The 25,707-nt window shown below is 36.0% G+C and carries 26 protein-coding genes; 17 read left to right on the plus strand and 9 right to left on the minus strand.

Features of this window, described 5'->3' with window-relative positions; genetic code table 11:
* The first annotated feature begins 58 nt into the window (after window positions 1-58).
* From OZP12_RS19625 to pruA, 5 genes are all read left to right on the plus strand, one after another.
* A complete protein-coding gene (locus tag OZP12_RS19625) occupies window positions 59-889 on the plus strand; it encodes a class I SAM-dependent methyltransferase (protein WP_281226779.1) in 831 nt (276 codons plus the stop codon).
* A gap of 131 nt (window positions 890-1,020) precedes the next feature.
* The gene (locus tag OZP12_RS19630) at window positions 1,021-3,927 is read left to right on the plus strand and encodes a DEAD/DEAH box helicase (RefSeq protein ID WP_281226780.1); all 2,907 of its coding nucleotides are present in this window, start codon (window positions 1,021-1,023) and stop codon (window positions 3,925-3,927) included.
* A gap of 219 nt (window positions 3,928-4,146) precedes the next feature.
* Window positions 4,147-5,397, plus strand: a complete 1,251-nt coding sequence (locus OZP12_RS19635; RefSeq protein WP_281226781.1) for a type IX secretion system plug protein — start codon at window positions 4,147-4,149, stop codon at window positions 5,395-5,397.
* A gap of 81 nt (window positions 5,398-5,478) precedes the next feature.
* Entirely contained in the window at window positions 5,479-5,865 is a 387-nt protein-coding gene (gene apaG / locus OZP12_RS19640; RefSeq protein WP_281226782.1) for a Co2+/Mg2+ efflux protein ApaG, read from the plus strand.
* A 99-nt stretch (window positions 5,866-5,964) separates the two neighbouring features.
* Complete coding sequence (pruA, locus tag OZP12_RS19645) at window positions 5,965-7,593, plus strand: L-glutamate gamma-semialdehyde dehydrogenase (protein WP_281226783.1); 1,629 nt, start codon at window positions 5,965-5,967, stop codon at window positions 7,591-7,593.
* A 125-nt stretch (window positions 7,594-7,718) separates the two neighbouring features.
* On the opposite strand, the gene rsmG is transcribed toward pruA, so the two are convergent.
* A complete protein-coding gene (gene rsmG, locus OZP12_RS19650) occupies window positions 7,719-8,348 on the minus strand; it encodes a 16S rRNA (guanine(527)-N(7))-methyltransferase RsmG (RefSeq protein WP_281226784.1) in 630 nt (209 codons plus the stop codon).
* 108 nt (window positions 8,349-8,456) lie between these two features.
* Between rsmG and OZP12_RS19655 the strand changes: the two genes are divergently transcribed.
* On the plus strand, window positions 8,457-9,548 hold the full coding sequence (locus OZP12_RS19655) for a fatty acid desaturase family protein (protein WP_281226785.1): 1,092 nt from the start codon (window positions 8,457-8,459) through the stop codon (window positions 9,546-9,548).
* 41 nt (window positions 9,549-9,589) lie between these two features.
* On the plus strand, window positions 9,590-10,795 hold the full coding sequence (locus OZP12_RS19660) for a pyridoxal phosphate-dependent aminotransferase (protein WP_281226786.1): 1,206 nt from the start codon (window positions 9,590-9,592) through the stop codon (window positions 10,793-10,795).
* A 74-nt stretch (window positions 10,796-10,869) separates the two neighbouring features.
* Here the strand turns inward: OZP12_RS19660 and OZP12_RS19665 are convergent, their stop codons facing one another.
* Window positions 10,870-11,049 carry a hypothetical protein gene (locus tag OZP12_RS19665; RefSeq protein WP_281226787.1) on the minus strand — a complete coding sequence of 60 codons (180 nt, stop codon included), beginning with the start codon at window positions 11,047-11,049 and terminating at the stop codon, window positions 10,870-10,872.
* Window positions 11,050-11,058: 9 nt separating this feature from the next.
* Window positions 11,059-11,910 (minus strand): AraC family transcriptional regulator, encoded by an 852-nt coding sequence (locus tag OZP12_RS19670; protein ID WP_281226788.1) that lies wholly within the window; start codon window positions 11,908-11,910, stop codon window positions 11,059-11,061.
* 135 nt (window positions 11,911-12,045) lie between these two features.
* Here OZP12_RS19670 and OZP12_RS19675 point away from each other — a divergent pair, with 135 nt between their 5' ends.
* Together OZP12_RS19675 and OZP12_RS19680 are read left to right on the plus strand one after the other, a co-directional pair.
* Window positions 12,046-13,134 (plus strand): mandelate racemase/muconate lactonizing enzyme family protein, encoded by a 1,089-nt coding sequence (locus OZP12_RS19675; protein WP_281226789.1) that lies wholly within the window; start codon window positions 12,046-12,048, stop codon window positions 13,132-13,134.
* A gap of 3 nt (window positions 13,135-13,137) precedes the next feature.
* Window positions 13,138-13,899, plus strand: coding sequence for an SDR family NAD(P)-dependent oxidoreductase (locus tag OZP12_RS19680; RefSeq protein ID WP_281226790.1), 762 nt, complete (start codon window positions 13,138-13,140; stop codon window positions 13,897-13,899).
* Window positions 13,900-14,057: 158 nt separating this feature from the next.
* On the opposite strand, the gene OZP12_RS19685 is transcribed toward OZP12_RS19680, so the two are convergent.
* Window positions 14,058-14,924 carry an AraC family transcriptional regulator gene (locus OZP12_RS19685; protein WP_281226791.1) on the minus strand — a complete coding sequence of 289 codons (867 nt, stop codon included), beginning with the start codon at window positions 14,922-14,924 and terminating at the stop codon, window positions 14,058-14,060.
* Window positions 14,925-15,016: 92 nt separating this feature from the next.
* On the opposite strand from OZP12_RS19685, the gene OZP12_RS19690 reads away from it, so the two are divergent.
* Genes OZP12_RS19690 through OZP12_RS19700 form a run of 3 tightly spaced genes read left to right on the plus strand, consistent with a single transcriptional unit; the run spans window position 15,017 to window position 16,322 of the window.
* Complete coding sequence (locus OZP12_RS19690) at window positions 15,017-15,379, plus strand: DUF983 domain-containing protein (protein ID WP_281226792.1); 363 nt, start codon at window positions 15,017-15,019, stop codon at window positions 15,377-15,379.
* Window positions 15,380-15,425: 46 nt separating this feature from the next.
* A complete protein-coding gene (locus tag OZP12_RS19695; RefSeq protein ID WP_281226793.1) occupies window positions 15,426-15,746 on the plus strand; it encodes a DUF6370 family protein in 321 nt (106 codons plus the stop codon).
* Window positions 15,747-16,322, plus strand: coding sequence for a Crp/Fnr family transcriptional regulator (locus OZP12_RS19700; RefSeq protein WP_281226795.1), 576 nt, complete (start codon window positions 15,747-15,749; stop codon window positions 16,320-16,322).
* A gap of 15 nt (window positions 16,323-16,337) precedes the next feature.
* Here OZP12_RS19700 and OZP12_RS19705 read toward each other — a convergent pair whose 3' ends face one another.
* On the minus strand, window positions 16,338-16,739 hold the full coding sequence (locus OZP12_RS19705) for a hypothetical protein (protein WP_281226796.1): 402 nt from the start codon (window positions 16,737-16,739) through the stop codon (window positions 16,338-16,340).
* 164 nt (window positions 16,740-16,903) lie between these two features.
* On the opposite strand from OZP12_RS19705, the gene OZP12_RS19710 reads away from it, so the two are divergent.
* The 4 genes from OZP12_RS19710 (at window position 16,904) to OZP12_RS19725 (ending at window position 18,670) form a co-directional block, all read left to right on the plus strand.
* A complete protein-coding gene (locus OZP12_RS19710) occupies window positions 16,904-17,620 on the plus strand; it encodes a pirin family protein (RefSeq protein ID WP_281226797.1) in 717 nt (238 codons plus the stop codon).
* A 125-nt stretch (window positions 17,621-17,745) separates the two neighbouring features.
* Window positions 17,746-18,030 carry a GNAT family N-acetyltransferase gene (locus OZP12_RS19715; protein WP_281226798.1) on the plus strand — a complete coding sequence of 95 codons (285 nt, stop codon included), beginning with the start codon at window positions 17,746-17,748 and terminating at the stop codon, window positions 18,028-18,030.
* Window positions 18,030-18,440 (plus strand): OsmC family protein, encoded by a 411-nt coding sequence (locus OZP12_RS19720; protein ID WP_281226799.1) that lies wholly within the window; start codon window positions 18,030-18,032, stop codon window positions 18,438-18,440. Before OZP12_RS19715 ends, OZP12_RS19720 begins: the two co-directional genes overlap by 1 nt.
* Window positions 18,441-18,442: 2 nt before the next feature.
* Window positions 18,443-18,670: a (4Fe-4S)-binding protein gene (locus OZP12_RS19725; protein ID WP_281226800.1), complete on the plus strand. Its 228-nt coding sequence runs from the start codon at window positions 18,443-18,445 to the stop codon at window positions 18,668-18,670.
* Between the two features lie 73 nt (window positions 18,671-18,743).
* Here the strand turns inward: OZP12_RS19725 and OZP12_RS19730 are convergent, their stop codons facing one another.
* From OZP12_RS19730 to OZP12_RS19740, 3 genes are all read right to left on the minus strand, one after another.
* Window positions 18,744-19,304 carry a sugar O-acetyltransferase gene (locus OZP12_RS19730; protein ID WP_281229096.1) on the minus strand — a complete coding sequence of 187 codons (561 nt, stop codon included), beginning with the start codon at window positions 19,302-19,304 and terminating at the stop codon, window positions 18,744-18,746.
* Window positions 19,305-19,318: 14 nt separating this feature from the next.
* Window positions 19,319-21,583: a glycosyltransferase gene (locus tag OZP12_RS19735; protein ID WP_281226801.1), complete on the minus strand. Its 2,265-nt coding sequence runs from the start codon at window positions 21,581-21,583 to the stop codon at window positions 19,319-19,321.
* Between the two features lie 129 nt (window positions 21,584-21,712).
* A complete protein-coding gene (locus tag OZP12_RS19740) occupies window positions 21,713-23,179 on the minus strand; it encodes a glycoside hydrolase family 130 protein (RefSeq protein WP_281226802.1) in 1,467 nt (488 codons plus the stop codon).
* Window positions 23,180-23,669: 490 nt separating this feature from the next.
* On the opposite strand from OZP12_RS19740, the gene fabD reads away from it, so the two are divergent.
* Complete coding sequence (fabD, locus tag OZP12_RS19745; protein WP_281226803.1) at window positions 23,670-24,542, plus strand: ACP S-malonyltransferase; 873 nt, start codon at window positions 23,670-23,672, stop codon at window positions 24,540-24,542.
* Window positions 24,543-24,629: 87 nt separating this feature from the next.
* On the opposite strand, the gene galE is transcribed toward fabD, so the two are convergent.
* Window positions 24,630-25,643: a UDP-glucose 4-epimerase GalE gene (gene galE / locus OZP12_RS19750; RefSeq protein WP_281226804.1), complete on the minus strand. Its 1,014-nt coding sequence runs from the start codon at window positions 25,641-25,643 to the stop codon at window positions 24,630-24,632.
* Window positions 25,644-25,707 lie beyond the last annotated feature (64 nt).

Below are 25,707 nucleotides of genomic sequence, written 5' to 3' on the forward strand. Positions count from 1 at the left end.
GAAATTCTTTTTTTACACACTTTTAATTCGTGTAAATTCGTGTTTAAATTTTTATCAAATGAAATCTGCTTTTAAAAAAATTCTTAATATCGTTCCTCGTCCATTATTAATAAGACTGAGTTATGTTGTTCGTCCATTTATTGCTTTTTCATTAAAGGGAGACAAGTACACTGACCCAATCGACGGAAGAAGTTTCAAATCATTCCTGCCTTATGGATACGAAACACAGCGTAACAATGTGCTTTCACCCAGCACGCTTTCGTTAGAGAGACACCGTTTGCTTTGGTTATATCTAAACGAACAAACTGACTTTTTTCAATCTGAACTAGATTCAGATTCTTCTATCACTAAGACTAAACAAATTAAATTAAGAGATGCTGAAAATTCAGCATTAAAAGTATTACATTTTGCACCGGAACAGGCTTTTTATAAAATGTTTCGCAAACAAAAAAACCTTGATTACACCACAACCGATTTATTTTCACCTTTGGCGGATATAAAAGCTGACATCTGTAATTTGCCTTTTCAGGACAACCAATATGACGTAATCCTTTGCAACCACGTATTGGAACACATTCCTGATGATACCAAAGCCATGCAGGAATTGTACCGCGTTTTGAAACCGGGCGGAATGGCAATTTTACAAATTCCACAAGATTTATCAAGAGCCATAACCTTTGCCGATGATACCATTACCGACCAAAAAGAGCGCGCCAAAATATTTGGGCAGTACGACCACGTACGCATTTATGGCCGCGATTATTTTGACAAATTAAGAAGCATAGGTTTTACCGTTGTCGAAGAAGATTACACCAACAAAATTGCTCCCGAATTGGTGGAAAAATATTGTTTGGCAAAAGGCGAAATTATTCCCGTTTGCTTCAAGTAAAAAACACTGTAACTAATAAAAATAGCCACAGATTCACAGATTTCCATAGATTTCTTTGTTTGTATGTTTTTTAATCTGTGAATCTGTGGCTACAAAACTTTAGCCAACCGTTTTATTTAAAATAACCGCTTTTGAAAACCGAAGCCTCATTTCTGTTTTGTTTTGATGTTAGTTTTGAAAAAAAACTGAACAGCCCTATTCCAACGGCATATATCATTGAACAAACCAACGAGATAAATTATTTAGATAAAAAAGCAAGCCCCGAAGTCTTAGAAAGTTTCGGAGTTATTTTTGACAATTTAGACAACAACACCAAAAAATCGCTGACTATTTGCGAAGATTTAAAACCCGAAAAGGTCTTTAAAAAATTCAGCAAAAACAGTAAATCAGCCAAGACCATTGATGATTTGCTCAAAGATTCCAAATTGGCTTTTGGCATTAGCCAATTCATCAAAACCAACTTGGGTCAATTCTACACTTTGGTAAAACAAGAAAATTATCCGCTGTCACTGAATCTAAATCCTGAAAAAGATTTCAGAAAAAGCAGGATTACAATCGATCATTCGGCATTGGAAACCCAACTCCATTTTGACAAACACGAAAATGGAATCACCTATACATTGGCACTAAAAGAAAACGAAACTGCTTTTTATCCATCAGATGTTGCTATCGAAATACTTTTGGACGAGCCCAGTTGGATTGTTTTAAACAAAAAGCTTTTTCATTTGCAACATATAAATTCCAAAAAAATCACTCCTTTTTTGACGAAAAAATCAATTGAGATTCCTTCAAAATTGGTTCCTGACTATTTTGAAAAATTCATCAAAGACATTGCAAAAAAAGCAAATATTACCGGAACGGGATTTGAAATTGAAACCCGAAACGAAATAATTTCCTGTGCGATTCATCCGGTTTTGGATTTTTTCAAAAACAGCTATTTTCTCAATTTAGTTTTTGATTATAATGAATATTCATTTGAACTAAATTCAAACAAAAAAACCAATTCTTCGATTGATTTAAGTGATTTGGACAACATCAAACTTATTCAATTCAAAAGATCTGAAACAGAATCTTCATTTGCAGATAAATTAATAGAATTGGGTTTGTCCAAAACCGAAAATGGCTTTTTTGGGCTTTCACCAAAAACTGAAAAACAAGATCCCTACGCAAGCATACAATGGGCAATAGAAAACCAGGAAACACTTGAAACCAATGGTTTTTCGATTAAAGATTTAAAAATCGACAGTAAGAAAATTGATACCCACAAAGTAAGCATTCAATTTTCGAACGAAATCAAAAGCGATTGGTTTGACATCAAAATGAAGGTTGTTTGCGAAGTATTCGAATTCAATTTCTCAGAAATAGTTCCAAACATAAAAAACCGAAACCGCCTTTTTCTTCTACCAAACGGCAATTATTTCCTGATTCCACTAGAATGGATGACGCTTTACGGCCCGATGGTAAAATTCGCAAAAATCCAAAACGGAAACCTTAGTTTACCCAAAAGCAATTTCGCGGTTTTGGAAAACATTCCCGAACTGAAAGATTCTGCAGGTTTACAGAGTGACATTGAATACCAAGCTTCGCCTTTGGTAAAAGCAACATTACGACCGTATCAAATCGACGGAGTCAAATGGCTTTTGGAACATTACAATAACGGCCTTGGTGCTTGCCTTGCCGACGATATGGGATTAGGTAAAACATTACAGACCCTAACCACACTAGTCGCCGTACAGGAACAATTGGATTTTGAAAGAGCCGAAAATATTCAGCTAGATTTATTTGGAAACGAAATTCCAATGGCAAAGGAATACCTAAAAGCATTGATTGTTTTACCATCTTCCTTAGTTTTTAATTGGTACACCGAAGCCCGAAAATTCACTCCGCATTTCCGCAGGGTGCAATACATTGGCAACGACCGAAAAATACTTTCGAAAAAACTCGAAAAATATGACTTGATTTTCACGAGTTACGCTATCGTTTCCAGAGACATTTCGATTTTAGAAAAATACAATTTCAGATATTTGATTTTGGACGAAAGCCAATACATCAAAAACAAAAACTCCAAAATTTTCAAGGCGATTAATCAGATAAAAGCGAGTTCCAAAATTTCGCTGAGCGGAACACCGATAGAGAATTCGCTCGATGATTTATGGTCGCAAATGCAGTTTATCAATCCGAATATATTGGGAAGTTATTCTTTCTTTGCCGAAAATTACAAACTTCCAATCGAGAAAAAACAGGACGAAAACAGCCTTCAGGAACTGAAAAACCTCATCGCCCCTTTTATTTTGCGACGCACCAAAGAACAGGTTTTAAAAGACTTACCGGAACTGTCCGAACAGATTTTTTATTGTGAAATGGAACAGGAACAGGAAAAACTGTACGAAGAGGAAAAATCGAAAGCACGCAATTCGCTTTTGAAAACCGATGGAGATAAAGCTGACAAAATCAGTATCATCAACACCTTGATGCGCTTGAGACAATTGAGCAATCACCCGAAAATGATCGATTCCAAATCCGAAATAGATTCGGGAAAATACATTGCTGTGACCCAATATTTAGAAACCTTGGTACAGTCTAACCAAAAAACGATTGTTTTCAGTTCGTTTGTGTCCAACTTGGATTTCTACAAAACGTGGTGCAAAGAAAACAAGATCGATTTTTGCGAACTCACCGGCGAAACCCCTTTGAAGGAACGGGAATATCAAGTCAACCGTTTTCAGCAACAGGAAAAACCGTTATTGTTTTTCATCTCCCTGAAAGCCGGTGGCGTAGGTCTCAACATCACCAAGGCTTCCTACGTGGTTTTTCTCGATCCGTGGTGGAATCCCTTTTCGGAAAAACAGGGAATCGGCCGAGCTCACCGCATTGGACAAATGAATAAGGTAAATGTCGTTCGGTTTATCTCCAAAAACACTGTCGAAGAAAAAATCATCCGCCTGCAGGAAAGCAAAAAGCTTTTATCCGATTCGCTTTTGGACGAAAATTTCATCAACACCGAAATTGAGGAGAATCTAGATTTTATATTGGAATAATCAAGAGCGAAAGATAAGGCATCCCGGCAGGCATCATTCCCGCCATCCGTTGCAATCTTGTGACCTGAACCCCAGTCCACAAGGATTTTCACTTCTGCCGGGGCTAAAGAGCCAAGACTTGAGAATTTTTGGAAGTATTTTTTAGACCTAACAAGTTTTAAAAACCTTTTAAGTTTTCTTTAATTCGTATATTTACAGCACTTCAATAAAAAGCCAATAATGAAAACAATAGCCGTTTTACTACTTTCTTTCTTTTGTCTAAGTCTAACTGCCCAAGTACAAACTGAAATAGCACCTCCTTACAACATCAAAACGGCTTCTTTTGTTCAAAACAATCTAAACGTAGTTCCCATATTCAAATTGGGAGATGAATTTAGTTTTGAATTTGATGATCTGTTTGGCAATGAAGCCGACTATTATTACGAAATAACTCATTGTGATTACAACTGGATTCCAACGGACATCCCAAAAAGCGAATATCTGTCTGGTTTTGACAATCAAAAAATTCAGGAGACTGTCAATTCTTTCAACACATTACAGATTTTTACCCATTATAAATTATCACTACCAAACAATTACTCCAGAATACTCTTAAGTGGTAATTATGTACTCACTATTTTAAACTCTGACAAAGAAGTGGTGATGAAACGATATTTTGTTTTATATGAAGAGATTGTTTCTGTCTCATTAAAAATCAAAAGAGCACGAACCGTCAAAGACATTTACACTAAGCACGATCTAGAATTTGAAGTCAAAGCCGATGATCAAATACTTTTTCAAAACCCGATGCAAAACCTAAAAGTACTTTTGCTTCAAAACGGAAAATTCTGTACAGCCATAAAAAATGTTCCTCCGCAATATACAGTCGCAAACAGTTTTGTTTACAAATACGATCAGGAAACCCAATTTTGGGCGGGTAACGAATTTTTGAACTTCGATTCCAAAGACATCAAAAATGCTAACAACTATATAAGTTTTGTGAACTCGGACAATGGTATTTACAACACCCATTTGTACACCAACGATGATAAAGCCAATTTTCCGTACACTAACTACTCGGACGTCAATGGTAATTTTACAATCCGAAAATTTGATGCCGAGAACAACACTATCGAATCGGACTATTCCTGGGTATATTTCACGCTTTCATCTCCTCTGGCCAACCCAAGCTCCTCTATTTATGTAGTTGGAATGTTCAATAATTACAGCAATACTCCAGAATTTAAAATGGATTTCAACACCAAAACAGGTTATTATGAAAAAGCTATTTTAATCAAACAAGGATTTACAAACTACCAATATCTAACAGTTAACGCGAAAGGAATTATCGATCAGGAACATGCTGTAAACGGAAATTTTTACCAAACTGAAAATGAGTATACCGTTTTAGTTTACTATAAAGGAAGTGCCGATCGATACCAAAAAGTTATTGGAAGAGGAACAGCTAATTCATTAAATGTAACGAATTAGAAAACTTTAATTTTTTTTTAAATAAATTATTCAATTTTTTTGTAGATTTGTCCACATACAGCACTTAATCCGCTCATTAGCATGGTTTCGCAAATAACAAGAGGCATTAAAATTTCGGTATTGACTAGTTTTGAGGGAACGTACTTCAAAAACTACAAGATTCATTTTGCCTTTAGTTATGAAATTACAATTGAAAACCATAGTAAAGATTCTGTTCAGCTAACTTCACGCCATTGGGAAATCCACGATTCCTTAAATGATATAGAATTTGTGGACGGAGAAGGCGTTATTGGCAAAAAACCAGTTTTGAAACCAGGTGAACAACACACTTACAGCTCAGGGTGTCTGTTATCTTCTCCTTATGGAGCTATGAAAGGTTATTTCAATATGATTAACTTTACTTCGACCAAATCTTTCAGGGTTATTGTTCCAACTTTTAGACTGTGTGCTCCCTTTGCATTGAATTAATCTGATTTTTATTGTGATATTTTTGTCATAATTTTAATTTTTCCTTTGTACTTTTGCGTCAAATTACATAATTGCTTACTATTCAAATTATTTAAAGACATGCTAAAAGGATTTTTCAATGTACCCAAAGCGGTAAACGAGCCTGTAAAAAGTTACGCTCCTAATTCCCCTGAAAAGGCAAATATTTTATCTGCCTATAAAGAAATGTGGAATTCTAAAGTCGATGTTCCTCTTTATATTGGAAGCGAAGAAATCAAAACCGGAAACACCAAAAACATTACAGCTCCTCACGATCACCAACATGTTGTTGGAACCTATCATTTAGCTGAAAAATCACATGTAGAAAAAGCTATTGCAAACGCATTAGAATCCAGAACTGCATGGGCAAATATGGCTTGGGAACAAAGAGCAGCTATCTTTTTAAAAGCAGCCGAATTAATTGCAGGCCCTTACAGAGCAAAAATCAATGCCGCAACAATGATTGGGCAATCCAAAAATATTCATCAAGCCGAAATTGACTCAGCATGTGAATTGATCGATTTTTTACGTTTCAACGTTGAATTCATGACACAAATCTATGCGGACCAACCAAAATCGGCCTCCGATATGTGGAACCGTTTAGAGTACAGACCACTAGAAGGTTTCGTTTATGCAATCACTCCTTTCAACTTTACAGCTATAGCAGGAAACCTACCTGCAAGTGCCGCTATGATGGGTAATGTTGTCGTATGGAAACCAAGTGACAGCCAAGTATTCTCTGCCAAAGTTATCATCGATGTGTTCAAAGAAGCAGGAGTTCCCGATGGTGTAATCAACGTAGTTTTTGGAGATGCATTGATGATTACCGATACTATTTTGGCAAGTCGTGATTTTGCCGGAATCCACTTTACAGGTTCTACTCATGTATTCAAAGATATTTGGGCAAAAATTGGAACAAACATTAGTCATTACAAAACATACCCAAGAATCGTTGGAGAAACGGGTGGTAAAGATTTCATCATCGCACATCCAAGTGCAAATGTTAAACAAGTAGCTACAGGAATTGTTCGTGGTGCATTCGAATTTCAGGGACAAAAATGTTCTGCTGCTTCGAGAGCTTATATTCCACAAAGTATATGGCCTGCCGTTAAAGAACAATTAATTTTCGACACCAAATCAATGAAAATGGGTTCTCCCGAAGATTTTAGCAACTTTATCACTGCTGTAATTCACGAAGGATCTTTTGATAAATTGGCAAAATATATCGATCAAGCCAAAAATGATGCCGATGCTGAAATTATTGTTGGTGGAAATTACGATAAATCTGTTGGCTACTTTGTAGAACCAACTATCATCGTAACAACAAACCCACATTACACAACAATGGAAACCGAATTATTCGGACCTGTGATCACTATTTATGTTTATGAAGATGCTAAATGGGCTGAAACATTGAAATTGGTTGACACTACATCTGAATACGCTTTAACCGGTGCTGTTTTCAGTCAAGACCGTTACGCTATCGAAGAAGCTACAACTGCTTTGCAAAATGCAGCCGGAAACTTCTACATCAATGACAAACCAACAGGAGCAATTGTTGGAATGCAACCATTTGGAGGAGCAAGAGCTTCAGGAACTAATGACAAAGCAGGTTCTGCATTGAACTTATTCCGTTGGATTTCTCCAAGAACTATCAAAGAAACATTTGTAACTCCAACAGATTACAGATATCCGTTTTTGGGAGAATAAATTCTGATTTAAGATTTTATATAAATAAAAGCCCTCAAATTTCAATGTAAATTTGAGGGCTTACTTTTTTTTAGACCTGACAGGTTTTAAAACCTGTCGGGTCTAACATTAACCTTTTAAACTTTCTACACCACAAACTTCAACGGAAGGTGTACCACTTTTTTAGTCTCAAAAAATTCATCTTCAAAGAAGTCCGAAATATTATATTCAGTTGCTTTCGGAAAATCTTTTAATTCTTCCGTTAAATCACCGCCTTTCAAATAAAGAATACCATTTTTCAATTCGTGTTTATGCTGCTTCTTGATTTTGGTTTTAACCCAAGAAACAAAATCGGGCATATTGGTCACTGCACGGCTCACTATAAAATCAAAATCTCCTTTCACATTTTCGGCACGGATTTGCTCGGCTTTTACATTTTTTAATTCCAAAGCTTCGGCTACGGCTTTTACCACCTTGATTTTCTTCGCAATAACATCAATAAGATAAAAACGGGTTTCGGGAAAAAGAATCGCCAACGGAATTCCCGGAAATCCTCCGCCTGTACCAACATCCAAAACATAAGTTCCGGGCTCAAACTTATTTACTTTGGCAATAGCCAATGAATGCAATACATGTTTGGTATATAACGACTCAATATCTTTACGGGAAATAACGTTGATTTTTTCATTCCAATCGTGGTATAAAAAATCCAACTTTTTAAACTGTTCTATCTGATTATCAGACAGGTTAGGAAAATACTTTAGAATCTCATCCATCTTACAAATTTTTAACAAAAGTACTGCTTTTCGCTTAGAAATATTTAACTCAATATTGCATCTTGAAAATTTATATTGGTTACCTTTGCCGATATTCAAAAATAATACATGAACAACAACGCACCTATATTTGCTAAACAAGATAATTTAAAGTTTTTCAGGACTCTAAATTCTCGAGTTAACAGTTATTTCAAAGAAAATAACATTGAAAAAACTGGAAACTGGAAAATTCATTTAAAGACTGTAATACTTTTTACTGTTTTCCTTGTACCTTATTTTTTGATACTCACTTTAGATATGCCTTTTTGGGCACATCTACTCTTGACCATCGTTATGGGAATTGGAATGGCGGGAATTGGAATGAACGTCATGCACGATGCGAATCACGGATCCTATTCCAACAAAAGCTGGGTTAATAAATTTATGGGAGGAACCATCTATGTATTGGCCGGAAACGTACACAACTGGCAAGTACAGCACAATGTTTTACATCACACTTACACCAATATCATAGGCCATGACGAGGACTTGGAGGCAGGAAGAATCATGCGTTTCTCCAAAGATGCCAAATGGCATAAATTCCACAAATTCCAACAATATTATGCCGTATTTCTATATGGTTTATTGACTTTCAATTGGGCCATCACCACCGATTTCAAGCAAATGCGCAGTTATCTAAAAAGAAAACTGTCCTACGGTGAACCCAAAAACCCAAAAATCCTTTGGACAACATTAATCATCACAAAATTAATTTACATTGCTATCTGGATTGTTTTACCAATGATAATTGGAATCACTTGGTGGAAAGTTTTGGTTGGATTTTTTGTAATGCACTACACCGCCGGATTAATCCTTAGCATTGTTTTCCAATTGGCACACGTAGTTGACGAAGCAGCCAATCCACAACCAAACGAGGTGGGAGAAATGGAAAATACCTGGGCCATTCACCAATTGTTTACCACAGTTAATTTTGCTCCAAAAAACAAGATTGTGAACTGGTACACAGGAGGATTAAACCACCAAATCGAACATCACATTTTTCCTCATATTAGTCATGTTCATTATAGCAAAATTGCAAAAATTGTAAAAGAAACGGCAAAAGAATGTCAATTACCTTATTACGAATACAAAACAATGACAGCAGCTGTTGTTGCCCATTTTAAACATTTAAAAACATTGGGGTTAGAACCCGCATTATAAATAATTATCTAATAGAGAATAAACCAAAAAATTACATTTTAATGAGTAATCCACTTTCAGACAGAATTAACAATTTGGCCACATCACAAACATTGGCGATGGCGGCATTGGCGAGAGAATTAAAAGCGCAAGGAAAAGACATCATCAGTTTAAGTTTAGGTGAGCCTGACTTCAACACGCCTGATTTCATCAAAGAAGCTGCTAAAAAAGCTATCGATGAAAATTACAGCACTTACTCTCCAGTTGATGGTTATGGCGACTTAAAAGATGCCATCTGCAGAAAATTCAAAAGAGACAACGGATTGGATTATAAACCATCTCAAATTGTGGTTTCAACAGGAGCCAAACAATCTTTATACAACATTGCACAAGTAATGCTTAATGACGGTGATGAGGTAATCTTGCCTGCTCCGTATTGGGTATCTTATTTCGAAATCGTAAAATTATCAGGCGGAGTTCCTGTAGAAGTTCCAACTTCTGTAGATACTGATTTTAAAATCACTCCAGAGCAATTGGAAGCAGCTATCACACCAAAAACAAAAATGATGTGGTTCTCTTCTCCTTGTAACCCTTCTGGGTCTGTTTACAACAGAGAAGAATTAACAGCTTTGGCTAAAGTTTTGGAGAAATATCCAAACATTTATGTAGTTGCCGACGAAATCTACGAACACATCAATTTCTCAGGTACTTTCTGCAGTATCGGATCTATTCCTGGAATGTTGGAAAAAACAATCACTGTAAATGGAGTTGCAAAAGCATTCGCAATGACAGGATACAGAATCGGTTATATCGGAGCACCGGAATTCATCGCAAAAGCGTGTACAAAAATCCAAGGTCAAGTAACTTCAGGAGCAAATTCAGTAGCACAACGCGCTACAATTACTGCTGTAGATGCTGATCCAAGCGTGTTGAACCACATGGTTCAGGCATTCCACAGTCGTAGAGATTTAGTTGTTGGATTGTTGAAAGAAATCCCAGGAATTAAAATCAACGTTCCAGAAGGAGCTTTCTATGTATTCCCAGACGTTTCTTCTTTCTTCGGAAAAACATTAAAAGGAAACTTAATCAAAGATGCAAACGACGTTTCTATGTACCTTTTGGCAGAAGCTTGTGTTGCAACTGTAACAGGAGACGCTTTTGGAAATCCAAACTGTATCCGTTTCTCTTACGCAACCAGCGACGACTTGTTGAAAGAAGCATTAAGAAGAATCAAAGAAGCTTTATCTTTTTCTGAAGTAACAGCTTAATATATTTTTAAAAAATTTAAAATCCCAGGTTTCAGGTTTACCGCTTGAAATCTGGGATTTTTTTATGGGGTTCCCTACGGTCTATCCGTTTCAATCTTTTGTTCCAAAAAAAGGAACAAAAGGATTTCCTCTTCTATCCCTAACCCATACGGAATATGAGAAGTCTTTCGTTTCAAAATAAAACCTTCAATTCCAGAAACACTATCCAAAGAAGCAACTACGCAAGCTAAATTCCCATTGAAGATATAAAACACCGAAACTTTTTAAATATCCCTATACATTTTTCTATATTTAGAAGGAGACATATTCATAAATTTCTGGAATTGTCTGTTAAAGAAACTCAAATTATTATACCCCACTTTATACCCAATTTCAGAAATACTTAAATCTGTTGCAATTAGCATTTTACTCGCCATGCTAATTTTATATTCGTTTATGAATTCAAAAAAAGATTTACGGAAAGTCTTTTTGAAAAAACGACAAAATGACTCTTTACTCATTACCACTTTTTTAGAAACCTCTTCCAAACTGATTTGTTGAGAATGATTTTCTTTCACAAAATTATAAATCAAATTAATCCGCTCACTTTCCATTACAGTCAGATTACTTGTAAAACCCTGACCCGCCAAACATTTATAACTTGCATTGGCGGCTAAATCCTGTATAATTTGCAAAAAAGACAAAAGCCTTTCAAAAGGAGGCAAATCTACCAATTGCAATAATTTAGATTCCATTTGGATGGCATCCTCTTTTTCAAAATGAATCCCCCTGACTGCCAACCGAATCAGTTGCCGGATATGCTGAAATTCTTCTTTCTCCAACCAGGGCAACAGTAAATCCTCATCCCACTGAATGATAATGCACCTCACATCCTCTTTTTGCTCTCCAATGGTTTTCCAACAATGCGGTAAATTTGAACCTACCAAAACCAAATCGCCGTACTCAAAACTTCCCATATTATCTCCCACATAACGAATGCCACTACTTCCAAGAATATAAGTAAGTTCATATTGCGGATGGAAATGCCAAGAGGCAATAAATTCTTTTCCCTCAAAAACACTCGTTTTAAAGGAACTCCCCGGAGAGGGACTGATGCTTCTGTATTCGGCTTTCATAAGGAATCGGTTTTAAAATTCTAAAATAATAAAAAAACACTATTTTGAGTCAAAATAGTGTCATAAATTACTTTTATTGTGTAAATAGTGTGTGTTTTAGATTTGTAATATTGTAAAAATAAAAACCGTATTAAAATGACATCAGATATTGCTATCAGAGACATAAAATTATTCAAGGCATCCACAACGCTCAAAAAACCCATTGCAGATGCGACACATACGCTAACCGAAATTGCATTTATCGTTATGCGTATTCAATTAGAAAATGGTGTTATTGGAGAATCCTATTTATTATCTTTTCAATACTCACCAAATGCAATTATTGGGGCGTTGAAAGATATCATTCCGGTGATAAAAGGATACAAAGCCAATGAAACAGGAGCAGTTTATCAAAAACTGGATGATTTAGCCGAGTATTTTGGAAACCAAGGAGTCTTACGATGGGCACAAGCAGCCATCAATATTGCCATGTGGGATGCTTGGGGTAAAACTTTAGGGCAACCCATCCACAAAATATTAGGCACACACAAAGAAAAAGTATCCATTTACGGAAGTGGTGGCTGGATTTCCTATTCTATCGACGAACTTATTGAAGAAGTGACCAATTATGCTAATCGAGGCTTCAAAGCTGTAAAAATCAAAGTAGGTTCACCAAAAGTAAGTACTGATGTAGAGCGTTTGCGCCTTGTTCGTGAAGCCGTTGGGGACAAAGTTGATATTATGATGGATGCGAATCAGGGAATGGACTTGCCATCAGCGATGAAATTGGCCCGTGAAGCCCGAGATTTAAACATTCATTGGTTTGAGGAACCCATTCATCACCAAAATTTTCAAGGTTACGAAATTCTCAAAAACCAAACGGGAATTTCATTAGCCATGGGAGAAAGAGAATTTGACACTTTGCCTTTAAGAGAATTGGCAACTCGAAATGCCTTAGATATTTGGCAGCCAGATATCTTAAGAATTGGCGGTGTGGAAGCTTGGAGAGAAAGTGCCGCATTGGCCAAAAGCTTCAATTTACCAGTATTGCCCCATTATTATAAAGATTATGATGTCCCTTTATTATGTACTATTTCAAACGGTGTGGGAGTGGAATCTTTCGATTGGGTTGACCCTTTAATCGACAACCCTATGATTATCCAAGATGGTTTTGCAAAACCGCACGATTTACCGGGATGGGGATTTAGTTTTATAGATGATCGAATGACCGAAATTAAATTATAAATCATGGCACTAGAAGCATTTTCATTAGCAGGCAAAATCGCTTTGGTTACTGGAGGCGGAACCGGAATTGGATTGGGAATTTCAAAAGCTCTTATTGACGCCGGAGCACAAGTAGTCATAACCGGAAGACGAGAAACCGTTTTGCAGGAAGCAGTAAAAGAATTGGGTGACCAAGCTTTTTATCGAGTGAATGACATAACCGACAAAACGGCAATTCCGCAATTAGTAAAAGACATTGAGACCAATATTGGTCCAATAGACATTTTGGTAAACAACGCCGGAATCCACCACAAAGCTTTGGCACAAGACACTTCCGATTTTGACTTTGAGCGCATCATACAGACCAATCTGTTGAGCGTATTTTCGCTAACCCGTGAATGTGCCAACTATATGCTGGAACGAAAAAGCGGTTCCATAATTATGATTAGTTCCATGGCAGGGCTTTTCGGAATTGACAAGGTGGTTGCTTACAGTGTTTCAAAAACAGCCCTGACTGGCCTAGTCAACACCTTGGTTACTGAATATTCAAAATCCAATGTCCGTGTTAATGCCATTGCTCCGGGATGGATTGAATCGAATATGTTTTTGAACGCAATAAATCAAGATGAAAAACGAAAACAGCAAATTACGAATCGTATCGCCATGGATCATTTCGGAAAACCTGAAGATATTGGCAACGCGGCGGTTTTCCTAAGCTCTGAAGCAGCTCGTTATATAACCGGTGTTATTCTACCTGTAGATGGGGGAGCTACCGTTAATTTTTAAAAATATTTATAGTCACACAAGCCCTATTTAATAAATCCTTTTGTTTTTTTTTAAGAAAAACAAAAGGATTTATCACTTCTAGCTAAACCGAAAAATAGTCAACAATATTATCCTTTCAGAGTTAGTTAAAATCTACAGCTCCATATAATAAGTTTTTCTCAAATATTTTTACCCCCTCGAAAAACTGTCGGTGTCACTCCTGCAGTCTTCTTGAACAATCGGACAAAATAAGAATAGTCATCGAAACCTAAGTCAGTTGCAATTTCGTTGACGGTTCTTTTTTTATCCATCAGCATTCTTTTCGCTTCCAAAATGATTCTGTCGGTTATGACCTGAGTAGTGGTCTTCTTTAGAATTTCGTTGCATATCCTGTTCAAATGCTTGAGCGTGATATGGAGTTGCGACGCATAGAATGAGGGTCCCTTTTCGGTCCAAAAATATTTTTCCAAAAGCACATTAAAATCTTTAATTTTCGCATTATATGAATGCGTTTCCAAAACATGTTGCTCTTGATATTTTCTGGCAATTTCAATGTGAATGCTATCCAAAATATTCATGATTTTATCCTGCTTCATGATTTTATCACCTTGATATTCTTCAAGCATATTATGAAAATAAGGCTCAATTCCCTTTAATTCTTTGGCTCCAAAAAACATTTCGGGTGAATTTCCCAACGAAGAATAAAAAGGAAAAATATCAATTGTCTTTTGCCTAAAATAAAGATTATACATTTCTTGGGAATAAAAAACGACAAACCCATCAATATCATCAGACAAAACCCAGTGATGCATTTGTCCGGGCTGCATAAAAAACATACTTCCGGGAAGAATCTTAAAACTATCAAAATCGATGTCATGAGTCCCGGATCCTTTTGTAAAAATAACTAGCACATACGAATTGTGTCTATGTGGTTCTTCGACAAAACTATGGTTGACCAAGTGATTTTTGAAAGTATTAATATAGAAATCACTATTGACATCATTGCAATTGAATCGTTGAATGGAATATATTGGATATTTACTCATAAGACCTAAATGTCTTTTTTGTGCTATAATTAGCGAATATAGAAAATAGCTGTGATACTAATTAAAAATACCTTTGAAAAAAAATAAATAAAATGTCACACGCACTTGTCCACATCCTAAATAACGAATGCCCTCATTGTCACAAAGGAAAAGTATTTAACGAAAAAAACACCTTTATGACTATCGGTTTCCCAAAAATGAATCAGTATTGTTCGCATTGTCATTATAAATTCGAAAAAGAACCCGGTTATTTCTTTGGCGCGATGTATGTAAACTATGGCTTAACCGTTGCACAGGGAATCGCTACCTACTTGATTTCTCAACCTTTTTTCCCAACACTATTCGATTTAAGGATCATTGCCATTATTGCTTTTGTCATAATAGCTATGTCCTCTTTCAACATTCGTCTTTCAAGATTACTGTGGATTTATATGTTTAAAAACTATTCCGTTTAGAGTTAAGTCTAAAATACGTAACTTAGGACTCTCTAAATTCGTTCTAATGAAAAATCTATTTTCGATCGCAATATTATTTACCGTGTTTTTGGCTAATGCCCAAGACAAAAAAGAACTATTAAAACCACAAATAGTAGAAGTTTCCTGTGGCGAGTGTCAATTTGGAATGAAAGAAAAAAGCTGCGACCTTGCCGTTCGTATTGACGGAAAGTCCTATTTTGTGGACGGAACAAAAATCGATGAGCACGGAGACGCACATGCCAAAGACGGTTTTTGCGAAACCATCCGAAAAGCCGAAGTTACCGGAACGATAGTAAATGACCGTTTCAAAGCTGTTACTTTCAAACTGCTTCCTGCAAAGAAATAAATGGCATTGATACTCGAAAATATTGCGCAGCATGTAACGCTTACGCAGCAGGAGCAGGAACTTTTCCTGTCCAAAATTGTAACACATCAATACAAAGCAAAAACCATTTTACTGAATAGCGGCGAAATTTGTAAACATTCTTATTTTGTAAATTCAGGGATTTTGCGCAGTTTTAACATTAATGACAATATTGTAGAACACGTATTGACTTTCGCCTGCGAGGGTTGGTGGATTGGAGACATGTACAGTTTGCTTTCGCAAAAGCCGGGCAACCTGTTCATAGAAGTCTTGGAAGATGCCGAAGTGGTTTTGTTATCCAAAGAAAACCAAGAAATACTGTATCGTGAAATTCCGAAGTTGGAGCGATTCTTCAGGATACTTACCGAAAATTCATTAGTAGCCAACCAAGAGCGCTTAATGGACAACCTTAGCCTCACCGCCGAAGAACGTTTCGAGAAATTCTGTAAAAAATACCCAACGCTCATTCAAAAAGTGGCTCAAAAACAAATCGCATCCTACTTAGGCGTTACGCCGGAGTTTTTCAGTAAGATGAAAAGTAAAATGTTGAGAAAATAGTAAACTCACTCTACACTAAGTTTTATTTAAAAATAATAATTGAGTTCGAAATTGAAATAAAGCATTATGTTGTATATCAATCATATTTTGAAAAGTGGTAATATTACTTTTAGTGTAGTTTTTATTATTTCTTAAATCATCATATACCTTATCAGACAACCCTTTTTCAAATTCCTCTTTAGCAATATCCAAATATTGCTGAAAAGTAATATTTGGGTATAACTCATGATTAGCTCCATTATTTTCATCTATATATTTTTGGATTAATGATTGAACTTCTAAATGAAGCTTTTGTGTAACTTTAAAAACGCCCAATAAATTATTTCTTTCCTCAGTAACATCAGGAATTGAATTAAAAGTTTTGTGATAAGTTAGCCAAGCAATAACAACCCCTATTAAACCTATTAATATTTCCATAACACTTTTTTAAACAAATATATCCAATATGGACGTGACTCTAGAGTTTTTCAATAAAATGAAAAGCAAAATGCTCCAAAAATGATTTCTTAACCTAGATTAAGTGTCCTCGGCCCAAATCGATTGTACATTTGTATAACAAAAATCACTAAACATATACAATCATGAAAAATACAGTTTTACACAAAGCAGAAACAAGAGGACACGCAAATCACGGATGGTTAAACGCTTATCACAGTTTCAGCTTTGCTAGTTGGTACAATCCCGATAGAGTTCAATTTGGTGCTTTACGCGTTTTGAATGACGATACTATTGCAGCCGGAATGGGTTTTGGAACTCACCCTCACGACAATATGGAAATTATCACAATTCCTTTGGAAGGTGATTTGGCACACAAAGACAGCATGGGTAATGCCGCTACCATAAAAACAGGAGACGTTCAAGTAATGAGTGCCGGAACCGGAATCCAACACAGTGAATTTAATCCGAACGCAGATCAACAAACAAAACTTTTCCAAATTTGGTTATTCCCAAAAACTAGAAACGTTGAACCTCGTTACCAACAAATTACTTTAGACACCACTGAACAAAAAAATAATTTTGCCCAAATATTGTCTCCAAATCCTGATGATGCCGGAGTTTGGATTCACCAAGATGCTTGGTTTCATTTAGCCGATTTTGAGGCAGGTTTTTCTAAAAATTATGAACTAAAAAAAGAAGGAAACGGAATTTATATTTTTGTAATTTCAGGAAAAATTACTGTTGATGGTCAAGAATTGGAAACCCGTGATGGTTTTGGAATAACTGATTTTAGAAATTTGGAATTCAAAGCTACAACAGACGCAAAATTTCTGTTAATGGAAATTCCAATGAGCTACTAAAGATCCTGAGTCGCTAAGATTCTAAGTCATTAAGAAAAGACTTAGAATCTTAGTAACTTAGTCCCGATAACTATCGGAATAGAAACTTTAGAAAAAAACTTAGCAACTTAGCAACTTTAGAAAAAATGAACGAAGAAGTACAATTAGAAATAAACGACAGAAAAGGTTTTTTCCACATAGACATTAACGGCAAAACCGAAGCAAAAATGACTTTTGTATTCGCCGGTCCGGATAAAATCATAATAGACCATACCGAAGTAAACGAAGGTAATAACGGAAAAGGTTATGGAAAAAAAATGGTGGCCAAAGCGGTAGAATATACTAGAGAAAAAAACATCAAAATCATTCCGCTTTGTCCATTTGCAAAAAAAGTATTTGACAAAACTCCTGAATTTAGAGACGTATTATAATGGAAGATTTTTTTGAAAATGACATACTTGGTCACATAGGCAGTCAGAAATACTTGTGTACCATTACTTGGCGAAACGGGCAATACCAAATGGATGAGCCTGTAGACAAAGGCGGAAAAGATTTAGGAATGGATCCGTTTTCGACCTTAATGGCTTCTTTGGCCGGTTGTACACTTTCTACCCTGAGAATGTACATCGACAGAAAAGAATGGATCATTCCCGAAATAAATATTTCACTAAATTTATATCAGGAAACTTTGAACGGTGAATTAACAACTACAATCAGAAGAAGCATCACTTTCCCTGAAGAAGTCAGTGCCGAGATTAGGGAACGATTACTTATTATTGCTGACAAATGTCCCATTTCAAAATTACTTAAAGGAAAAGTAAACATTAACACAACACTTTAGCAATGGATCCAAAAAACATCAAAAAAGAATACACCAATGGTGAAGTAACCATCGTGTGGCAATCCGGAAAATGTATTCATTCCGGAAATTGCGTGCGCAACAATCCTGACGTTTTCAAACCTAAAGAACAACCTTGGATTACACCCGAAAATTCAACTACCGAAAAAATTATCGAAACGGTCAATAAATGCCCATCAGGCGCGTTGAGTTTTTATATGAACAAGAAGTAATTAGTTACTAGTAATTAGTCCTTAGCACAAAAGAACTTAAACAATCCAAACGATTAAACAATTTTAAACTCTCTTATTCCTCATTTAATTTCCGAATCACTTTAGCAGGATTACCAACTGCTAAAGAATTCTCGGGAATATCTTTGGTTACCACCGACCCTGCTCCGATTACGCAACCGTTGCCAATAGTAACTCCCGGACAGATTACAGAATTCCCTCCAATCCAACAATCGTCACCAATAGATACGGGTTTTGAACTTTCGACAGTCCTTCTTTCGATCGCATTTAGCGGATGCGTTGCCGTATAAATATGCACGCCCGGTGCAAAGAAAACATTGTTCCCGATAGTCACTTTCATGGTGTCCAAAACCACACAATTGACATTGAAATACACATTCTCCCCCGAATGGATGTTATACCCATAATCACAATGAAATGGCGGTTCGATATACAATCGTTTGTGGGAATTGGGCATTAATTCCCGAAGAATGGCACGAGATCTTCCGTTCATCAAATATTCGGTGACATTCAGTTTATGCAGTAATTTTTTGGCTTTGGTTCGCTCTTCAACGAGCTGTTTATCATTGGCAAAATAAATTTCGCCCAAAAGCATTTTTTCTTTTTCGGTCATTATTTAAAAACTCTTTTTCAAATTTCAAATGTCATTGCAGTATTCAAATGACTATACTCATTATCCCCCTTATATTCATTCATGATAAGCTGTGCTTTAAAGAAACAAAGTGTCGATTCGGCACCTTGATTGATATTGACATTTTTGTCTTCAAGTCCATCATAAGAAGCTCCATTCACCGGATTATAAATAATTTGGTTCAAATGATTGTTTCCTAAAAACCATGAAAAAGCCAAATTCATCTGATTTCTATATTTGGCATTTCCTGTTACCTGATAAAACAAATGCAAGGTAATAATTGTTGTGGCAACTTCAATAGGCTGTTCCCCATAAGTGTTTTTTTTCTCGCCTTTGACAAACCATCCTCTATTTGAAATCACACTAATTTCCCCTTTCATAAAATAATGTGATAAAAGAAAATCAAAAGTAATCAATGCTATTTTTTTGTATTTCAAATCACGGGTCGCCAGATAACTATAAAGCATAGCTTCGGGAAGTACATTATTGGCATACGTCATATAATCTTCGTACCAACACCACTCATCATCAGAATTAATATGGTAATGATTTAACAATTTGTCTGCAAGTTGAGCAATACAAGTTTTGATATTTTTCTCAAAACTAATCTGATAGTAATAACAAAGTCCTTTGAGGGAATATGCGATTGCCCTTGGTGAAGAAACCTTATCGATGTGCAACACGGCCTTATCCCATATTTTTTGGGCTTGTTGAACAAAATCTAACGGAAGTTTTTTCTGTAGTGAGAGCATATATCCTAAACTCCACAAAGCCCTTCCATTAGAATCCTCAAGATTGACCAACTCATTTTGTTTTGTCAACTGACGGTTAATGTCTTTGTAATTATCAAATTGTCCATCTTCCCGCTGTATCTCGGCAATAAAATTCAAATAAATTTTAGCCAGATCCAAAGCAATAGGATCATCAACCATATCATAATACATCAATATATTAATTAATGCACGGGCATTATCATCTAAGGTATAACCTGAAGACAAATCGGGTTGACTAAACTTTGAAAACTGGAGAATTCCATAATCAGTTGTCAACTCTTTGATGTGATCTAATTTAATTGGCGGAAAATTAAAACTTAATTTTCCTTTACTTTCGGTGACTTCAGCAAAGAGAAAACCATACTTCAAAGCAATATTTTCCCAAGTTGTTTCGTGGGTAAAAGCGTAGCCGTTACGCCCCATTTCCAGCCTTTTTTCTTTGTTTTCAACCAATTCCAAAATAGCATTTTTAAATTGGTCTGGTTTGTCGAATCCTTCCAACAAGATTCCGACATCACTATTTAAAGCCTCAACTGCATGGGCTATCGGCGTGGAAATAACCGCACAGCCACAACTCATTGCATACGCAAATGTGCCACTTACCGCCTGATTAGGATCTTTGGAAGCAAACAAATAGATGTCTGATAAAATCAAATAATCCAACAATTGTTTCAAATCCAAAAATTTATTGACAAAAACAACATTATTCTCAATTTGAAGTTTTTTGGTAATCTCAATTAGCGTGTTTCGATATTTCTCCCCTTCTTTTTTTAGAATCTCCGGATGAGTTTTTCCAATTATCAAATAAATAACTTCGGGATGTTTTGTAATAATATCGGGCAAAGCATACAAAACAGTTTCAATGTTTTTATTCTCACTTATCAAGCCGAAAGTTGACAACACAATCTTATCGGAATAATCATATTCTCTTTTTAATTTTTCCTTTTGGTCCCAAAGCACCATATGTGTGCCATGCGGAATTATCCTTAATTTAGATTCTTCACAATCGTAATCCCTTATCAAAACCTCTTGGGATCTTTTAGTCAGTACCACAATTTTATTAGACAAATCAATGATGGCCTGAACTATTTTCTTTAACTTATCATTTGGCCCCGGCAAAACCGTATGAAAAACCGTTGCAATAGGCTTGTTTACTGCCAATAAAAAAGACAATAGGTAATTTCCATAATCTCCATCAAAAAGGCCAAACTCATGCTCGATACAAATCATACCTATATCGTCCCGAGTGTTGATTTTTTCGGCCAAAATGCGATACTCTTCGATGGAAGAAACTGTTAAAGCATAATGCACATCAAGTCCGTATTCGAATTGATTTTCTTCTTTTTGCAAAGCACAAACCTCTATCGGCAACGAATCCCCAAAGACCAACTTAATGGAATTAACGACATCGCTGGAAAAAGTTGCTAATCCACACTCTCTTGGCGGATAAGAACTCATCAATAGAATTGTTTTGCTTTTTTTGGTTTTCACTTTTATTTTTTATTTTGTCTATTTAACCTTTTACTATTTCACTAGTATTCGATACCTCGAATCGGAAAATGAAATGACAAAATATTTTCAATTACAATTCATTTTTTGATCAGACTCTTTTCGAAAAAATTATTTCTTACTGTTTTTCAAGGCAACCATTAATTCTACCATATCCACCACCGCATAGGTAGAAGAATAATCCGAAACTGCATAAGGCAATATCAGACTGTTATTATGAATTATCGAACCACAGGAATACACCACATTCGGCACGTATCCCTCACGTTCATCCTCCAAAGGGGCTAACAATGGCTCGGACAACCTCCCGATTTCTTTGGAGGGATCATCCAAGTCAAACAATGACACGCCTATACAATAACGTCTCATTGCCCCTACTCCATGTGTAATGACCAACCAACCTTCCTGAGTCCATAAGGGGGAACCACAATTCCCTATTTGAGTATATTCCCATGGATATTTGGGTCTCTGAATAATCTGTGGGGATTCCCATTGATTGGTTCGTGTCGAATACATTAAAAAATTATTGACTCCGTCTACCCTGCCCAACATCGCATATTTACCATTAATCTTTTTAGGGAACAATGCCATACCCTTGCTTTGCGATCCTTCACCATGCAAAGGCATTATGCGGAAGGTATAAAAATCTTCTGTTGTAATTAATTTAGAAAGAATGGAATGCCCATTATAGGCAGTATAAGTTCCCATCACACTTTCGGAACCATCATCATCAACAAAACGAACAAAACGGGCATCTTCAATCCCACGGCTTTCTGTATCAGATACCGGAAATATAACACGCTCGGAGATATCGGAATCATGCTTAAATTGTACATCATAAAACGAATCCAACAACCAAATCACCTCTTCATAAGCTTCTTTTTTTTCTTTACCGATGTTTTCGCAGGATAGTTCCTTGTTTATCAAATCCTTAAATACAGAATATTCAAAGACATCTGGCAAATTGCACATGATAGAAGAATAAATATCCAGCGTATGCATTTCCGTCAATTTAGACAAAACTCGATTTTTATTAAACATCATTTTATGCGAAACCTCGGCCTTTTCAATATTATCACCAATTCGCATCATCCTTAGATTATTCTCCTTATCAATAACCCCTCTTCTGAATACGATAGACGACACATGCCCTTCACCCGTAGCCCGAAACGAAATAACGACACGTTTCTCTCCCTTTTCCAAACCCGATTGATCAAAATCTTCCACCATCGAAGGATTAAAAAATGCGGATGATTCTATAGAATATTCCATAGTAAGATACGATCCAATAAGCATCTTTCTTTCGTCTGAGAGTTGCTCATAATTTACCTGCATCTCTTCAATTATTGACTTAACATTTCCACAATGTTTATAAAATAAAGACGAAATATTTCGGTGGCGTCTAGCAAACTCCCTATTTATCTGTTCCAAAGTATGGCTAACCTGTTGATCACTCATGATCAATATTCGACCTATCAATTCTTTGGTTCTCTCTTCTCCGCTCATAAAATATCGAGCAACAACTCTACTGGAATCAGGCAAGAACTTTATTTTTTTTCGGGTAACAGAAACTTTCATAAAATTATTTTTTAATTATTTTATAACAAGTAAAAGTATTTTGGTTGCGGTAGAAAGGCTTTTTTGTCTTTATTCTATTTTATTATCTTGATAAAATAAATTCAACTTCATAAAATCGGGGCTTGCATAATGTTATCAATCCAGACTAAATAGTCTTATCTTTTTAGAAAAAGAATGGATTTAAAAAATCACTTATTATGCTAAATATAATCAAACTCAACCAAATTTACGAATAATAAATTAGTTAAACGCATGATAATTATCATATTAAACCCAACCAAGGACTATATTCTTATAAAAACAAAACAATCTCATTTACCCTTTACAGAAAGATAGAATCCCTTTATTTCAGATATCGATTGGAATGACAGCAGGGAAAATGTTCTTTGAATGCAAAAAATTGCTGCTCCTAAAAAAAATAGTACTTTTGCAGTCGCTTTTTGGTTTTCACTTATAAAACCGAAATCTTATAAACATTAAACAAAAAAATATGAAGGCATACGTATTTCCAGGTCAAGGTGCGCAATTCACAGGAATGGGCAAAGACCTATATGAAAATTCCCCATTGGCAAAAGAATTATTCGAAAAGGCCAATGAAATACTAGGTTTCCGCATTACCGACATCATGTTTGAAGGAACTGCCGAGCAATTGAAAGAAACTAAAGTTACTCAACCAGCGGTTTTTTTACATTCGGTTATTTTGGCCAAAACATTAGAGGATTTCAAACCGGAAATGGTGGCAGGTCACTCTTTGGGAGAATTTTCGGCATTGGTTGCCAATGGAGCTTTGTCTTTCGAAGATGGGTTAAAATTAGTTTCGCAAAGAGCTTTGGCAATGCAAAAAGCCTGTGAAATTACTCCTTCAACTATGGCTGCAGTATTGGGATTGGCTGATAATATCGTTGAGGAAGTTTGTGCCTCTATAGACGGAGTTGTGGTTGCTGCTAATTACAATTGCCCTGGGCAATTGGTAATTTCGGGAGAAACCACGGCTGTAGAAAAAGCATGCGAAGCAATGAAAGCTGCTGGTGCAAAACGTGCCTTATTATTACCTGTTGGTGGTGCTTTCCACTCACCGATGATGGAACCTGCAAGAGAAGAATTGGCCGCAGCGATTGAGGCGACAACTTTCTCTGCTCCTATTTGCCCTGTTTATCAAAACGTAACAGCAAATGCAGTTTCGGACGCTAACGAAATCAAGAAAAACTTAATTATTCAATTGACGGCTCCTGTAAAATGGACACAATCTGTACAACAAATGATTGCCGATGGAGCGACTTTGTTTACAGAAGTTGGCCCAGGAAAAGTATTGGCTGGTTTAATTGCAAAAATTGATAAAGAAGCAGCTACTGCTAATGCGTAATCTTTAGTATTCAGTTACTGACTATAAATAAAAATCCCAAATAATCAAATTGATCATTTGGGATTCTTTTTATCTGAAAACTATAACCTAAGAACGAATCTTCTGTTCCCATTTCCAAGCACTGGCCATAGCTTCGTCTAAAGTTGATTTTGCTTTCCAACCTAATACATTATTGGCTTTATCAGTATTAGCATAAGCTTCGGTGATATCACCTTCTCTTCTTGGACAAATTTTATATGGAAGTTTTTTTCCGCTTACTTTTTCAAAACTTTTAATCACTTCCAATACAGAACTTCCTTTTCCAGTTCCTAGATTGAAAGTTTCAACTTTTTCAACATTCTTTTTGTTCAACAAACGTTGCAAAGCAATTACATGAGCTTTCGCCAAATCTACTACGTGAATATAATCCCTAATTGCTGTTCCGTCAGGCGTAGGATAATCGTCTCCAAAAACCGATAATTCCTTACGCAATCCAAAACCGGTTTGGGTAATAAAAGGCACTAAATTTTGTGGTACTCCCAAAGGCAATTCCCCAATTTCAGCAGAAGGATGCGACCCAATCGGGTTGAAATAACGCAACAAAATTGCATTAATGTTACTCACTCTGGTCACTTCGGTTATAATTTCTTCACCTATTTGCTTAGTGTTTCCATAAGGAGACATCGCTGTTTGAACAGGTGCATTTTCGGTAATCGGCATTACTTCGGCTTGGCCATAAACGGTACAAGATGAACTAAAAATAAAATTAGCCTCTTCCTTTTTCTCTAATTCCTGTAAAATATAAACCAAAGCGGCTATGTTGTTTTCATAATACAACAACGGATTTTCAACGCTTTCCCCAACTGCTTTGGATGCTGCAAAATGAATAACACCTTTTACATCATTATGTTTTTGGAAAAAGTCCTGAACGCTTTTTTTATCGCGCAAATCCAATTTTTCAAAAATTGGCAATTTACCTGTAATCGCGACAATGCCTTTTAAAACTTCCTCAGAAGAATTAGAAAGATTATCAACAATCACAACGTCAAACCCCTCATTTTGCAATTCAACCACTGTATGGGAACCAATAAATCCCAAACCTCCCGTAACAAGTACTTTCATAATTTGTTTTTTTGTTAGTTTTTAATAGTTATTGCTTTTGTTTTTTGTGGGGTTTTAACAATAA

Origin of the sequence: Flavobacterium aquiphilum, from assembly GCF_027111335.1 — a bacterium.
In the GTDB taxonomy this organism is placed as follows: Bacteria; Bacteroidota; Bacteroidia; order Flavobacteriales; family Flavobacteriaceae; genus Flavobacterium; species Flavobacterium aquiphilum.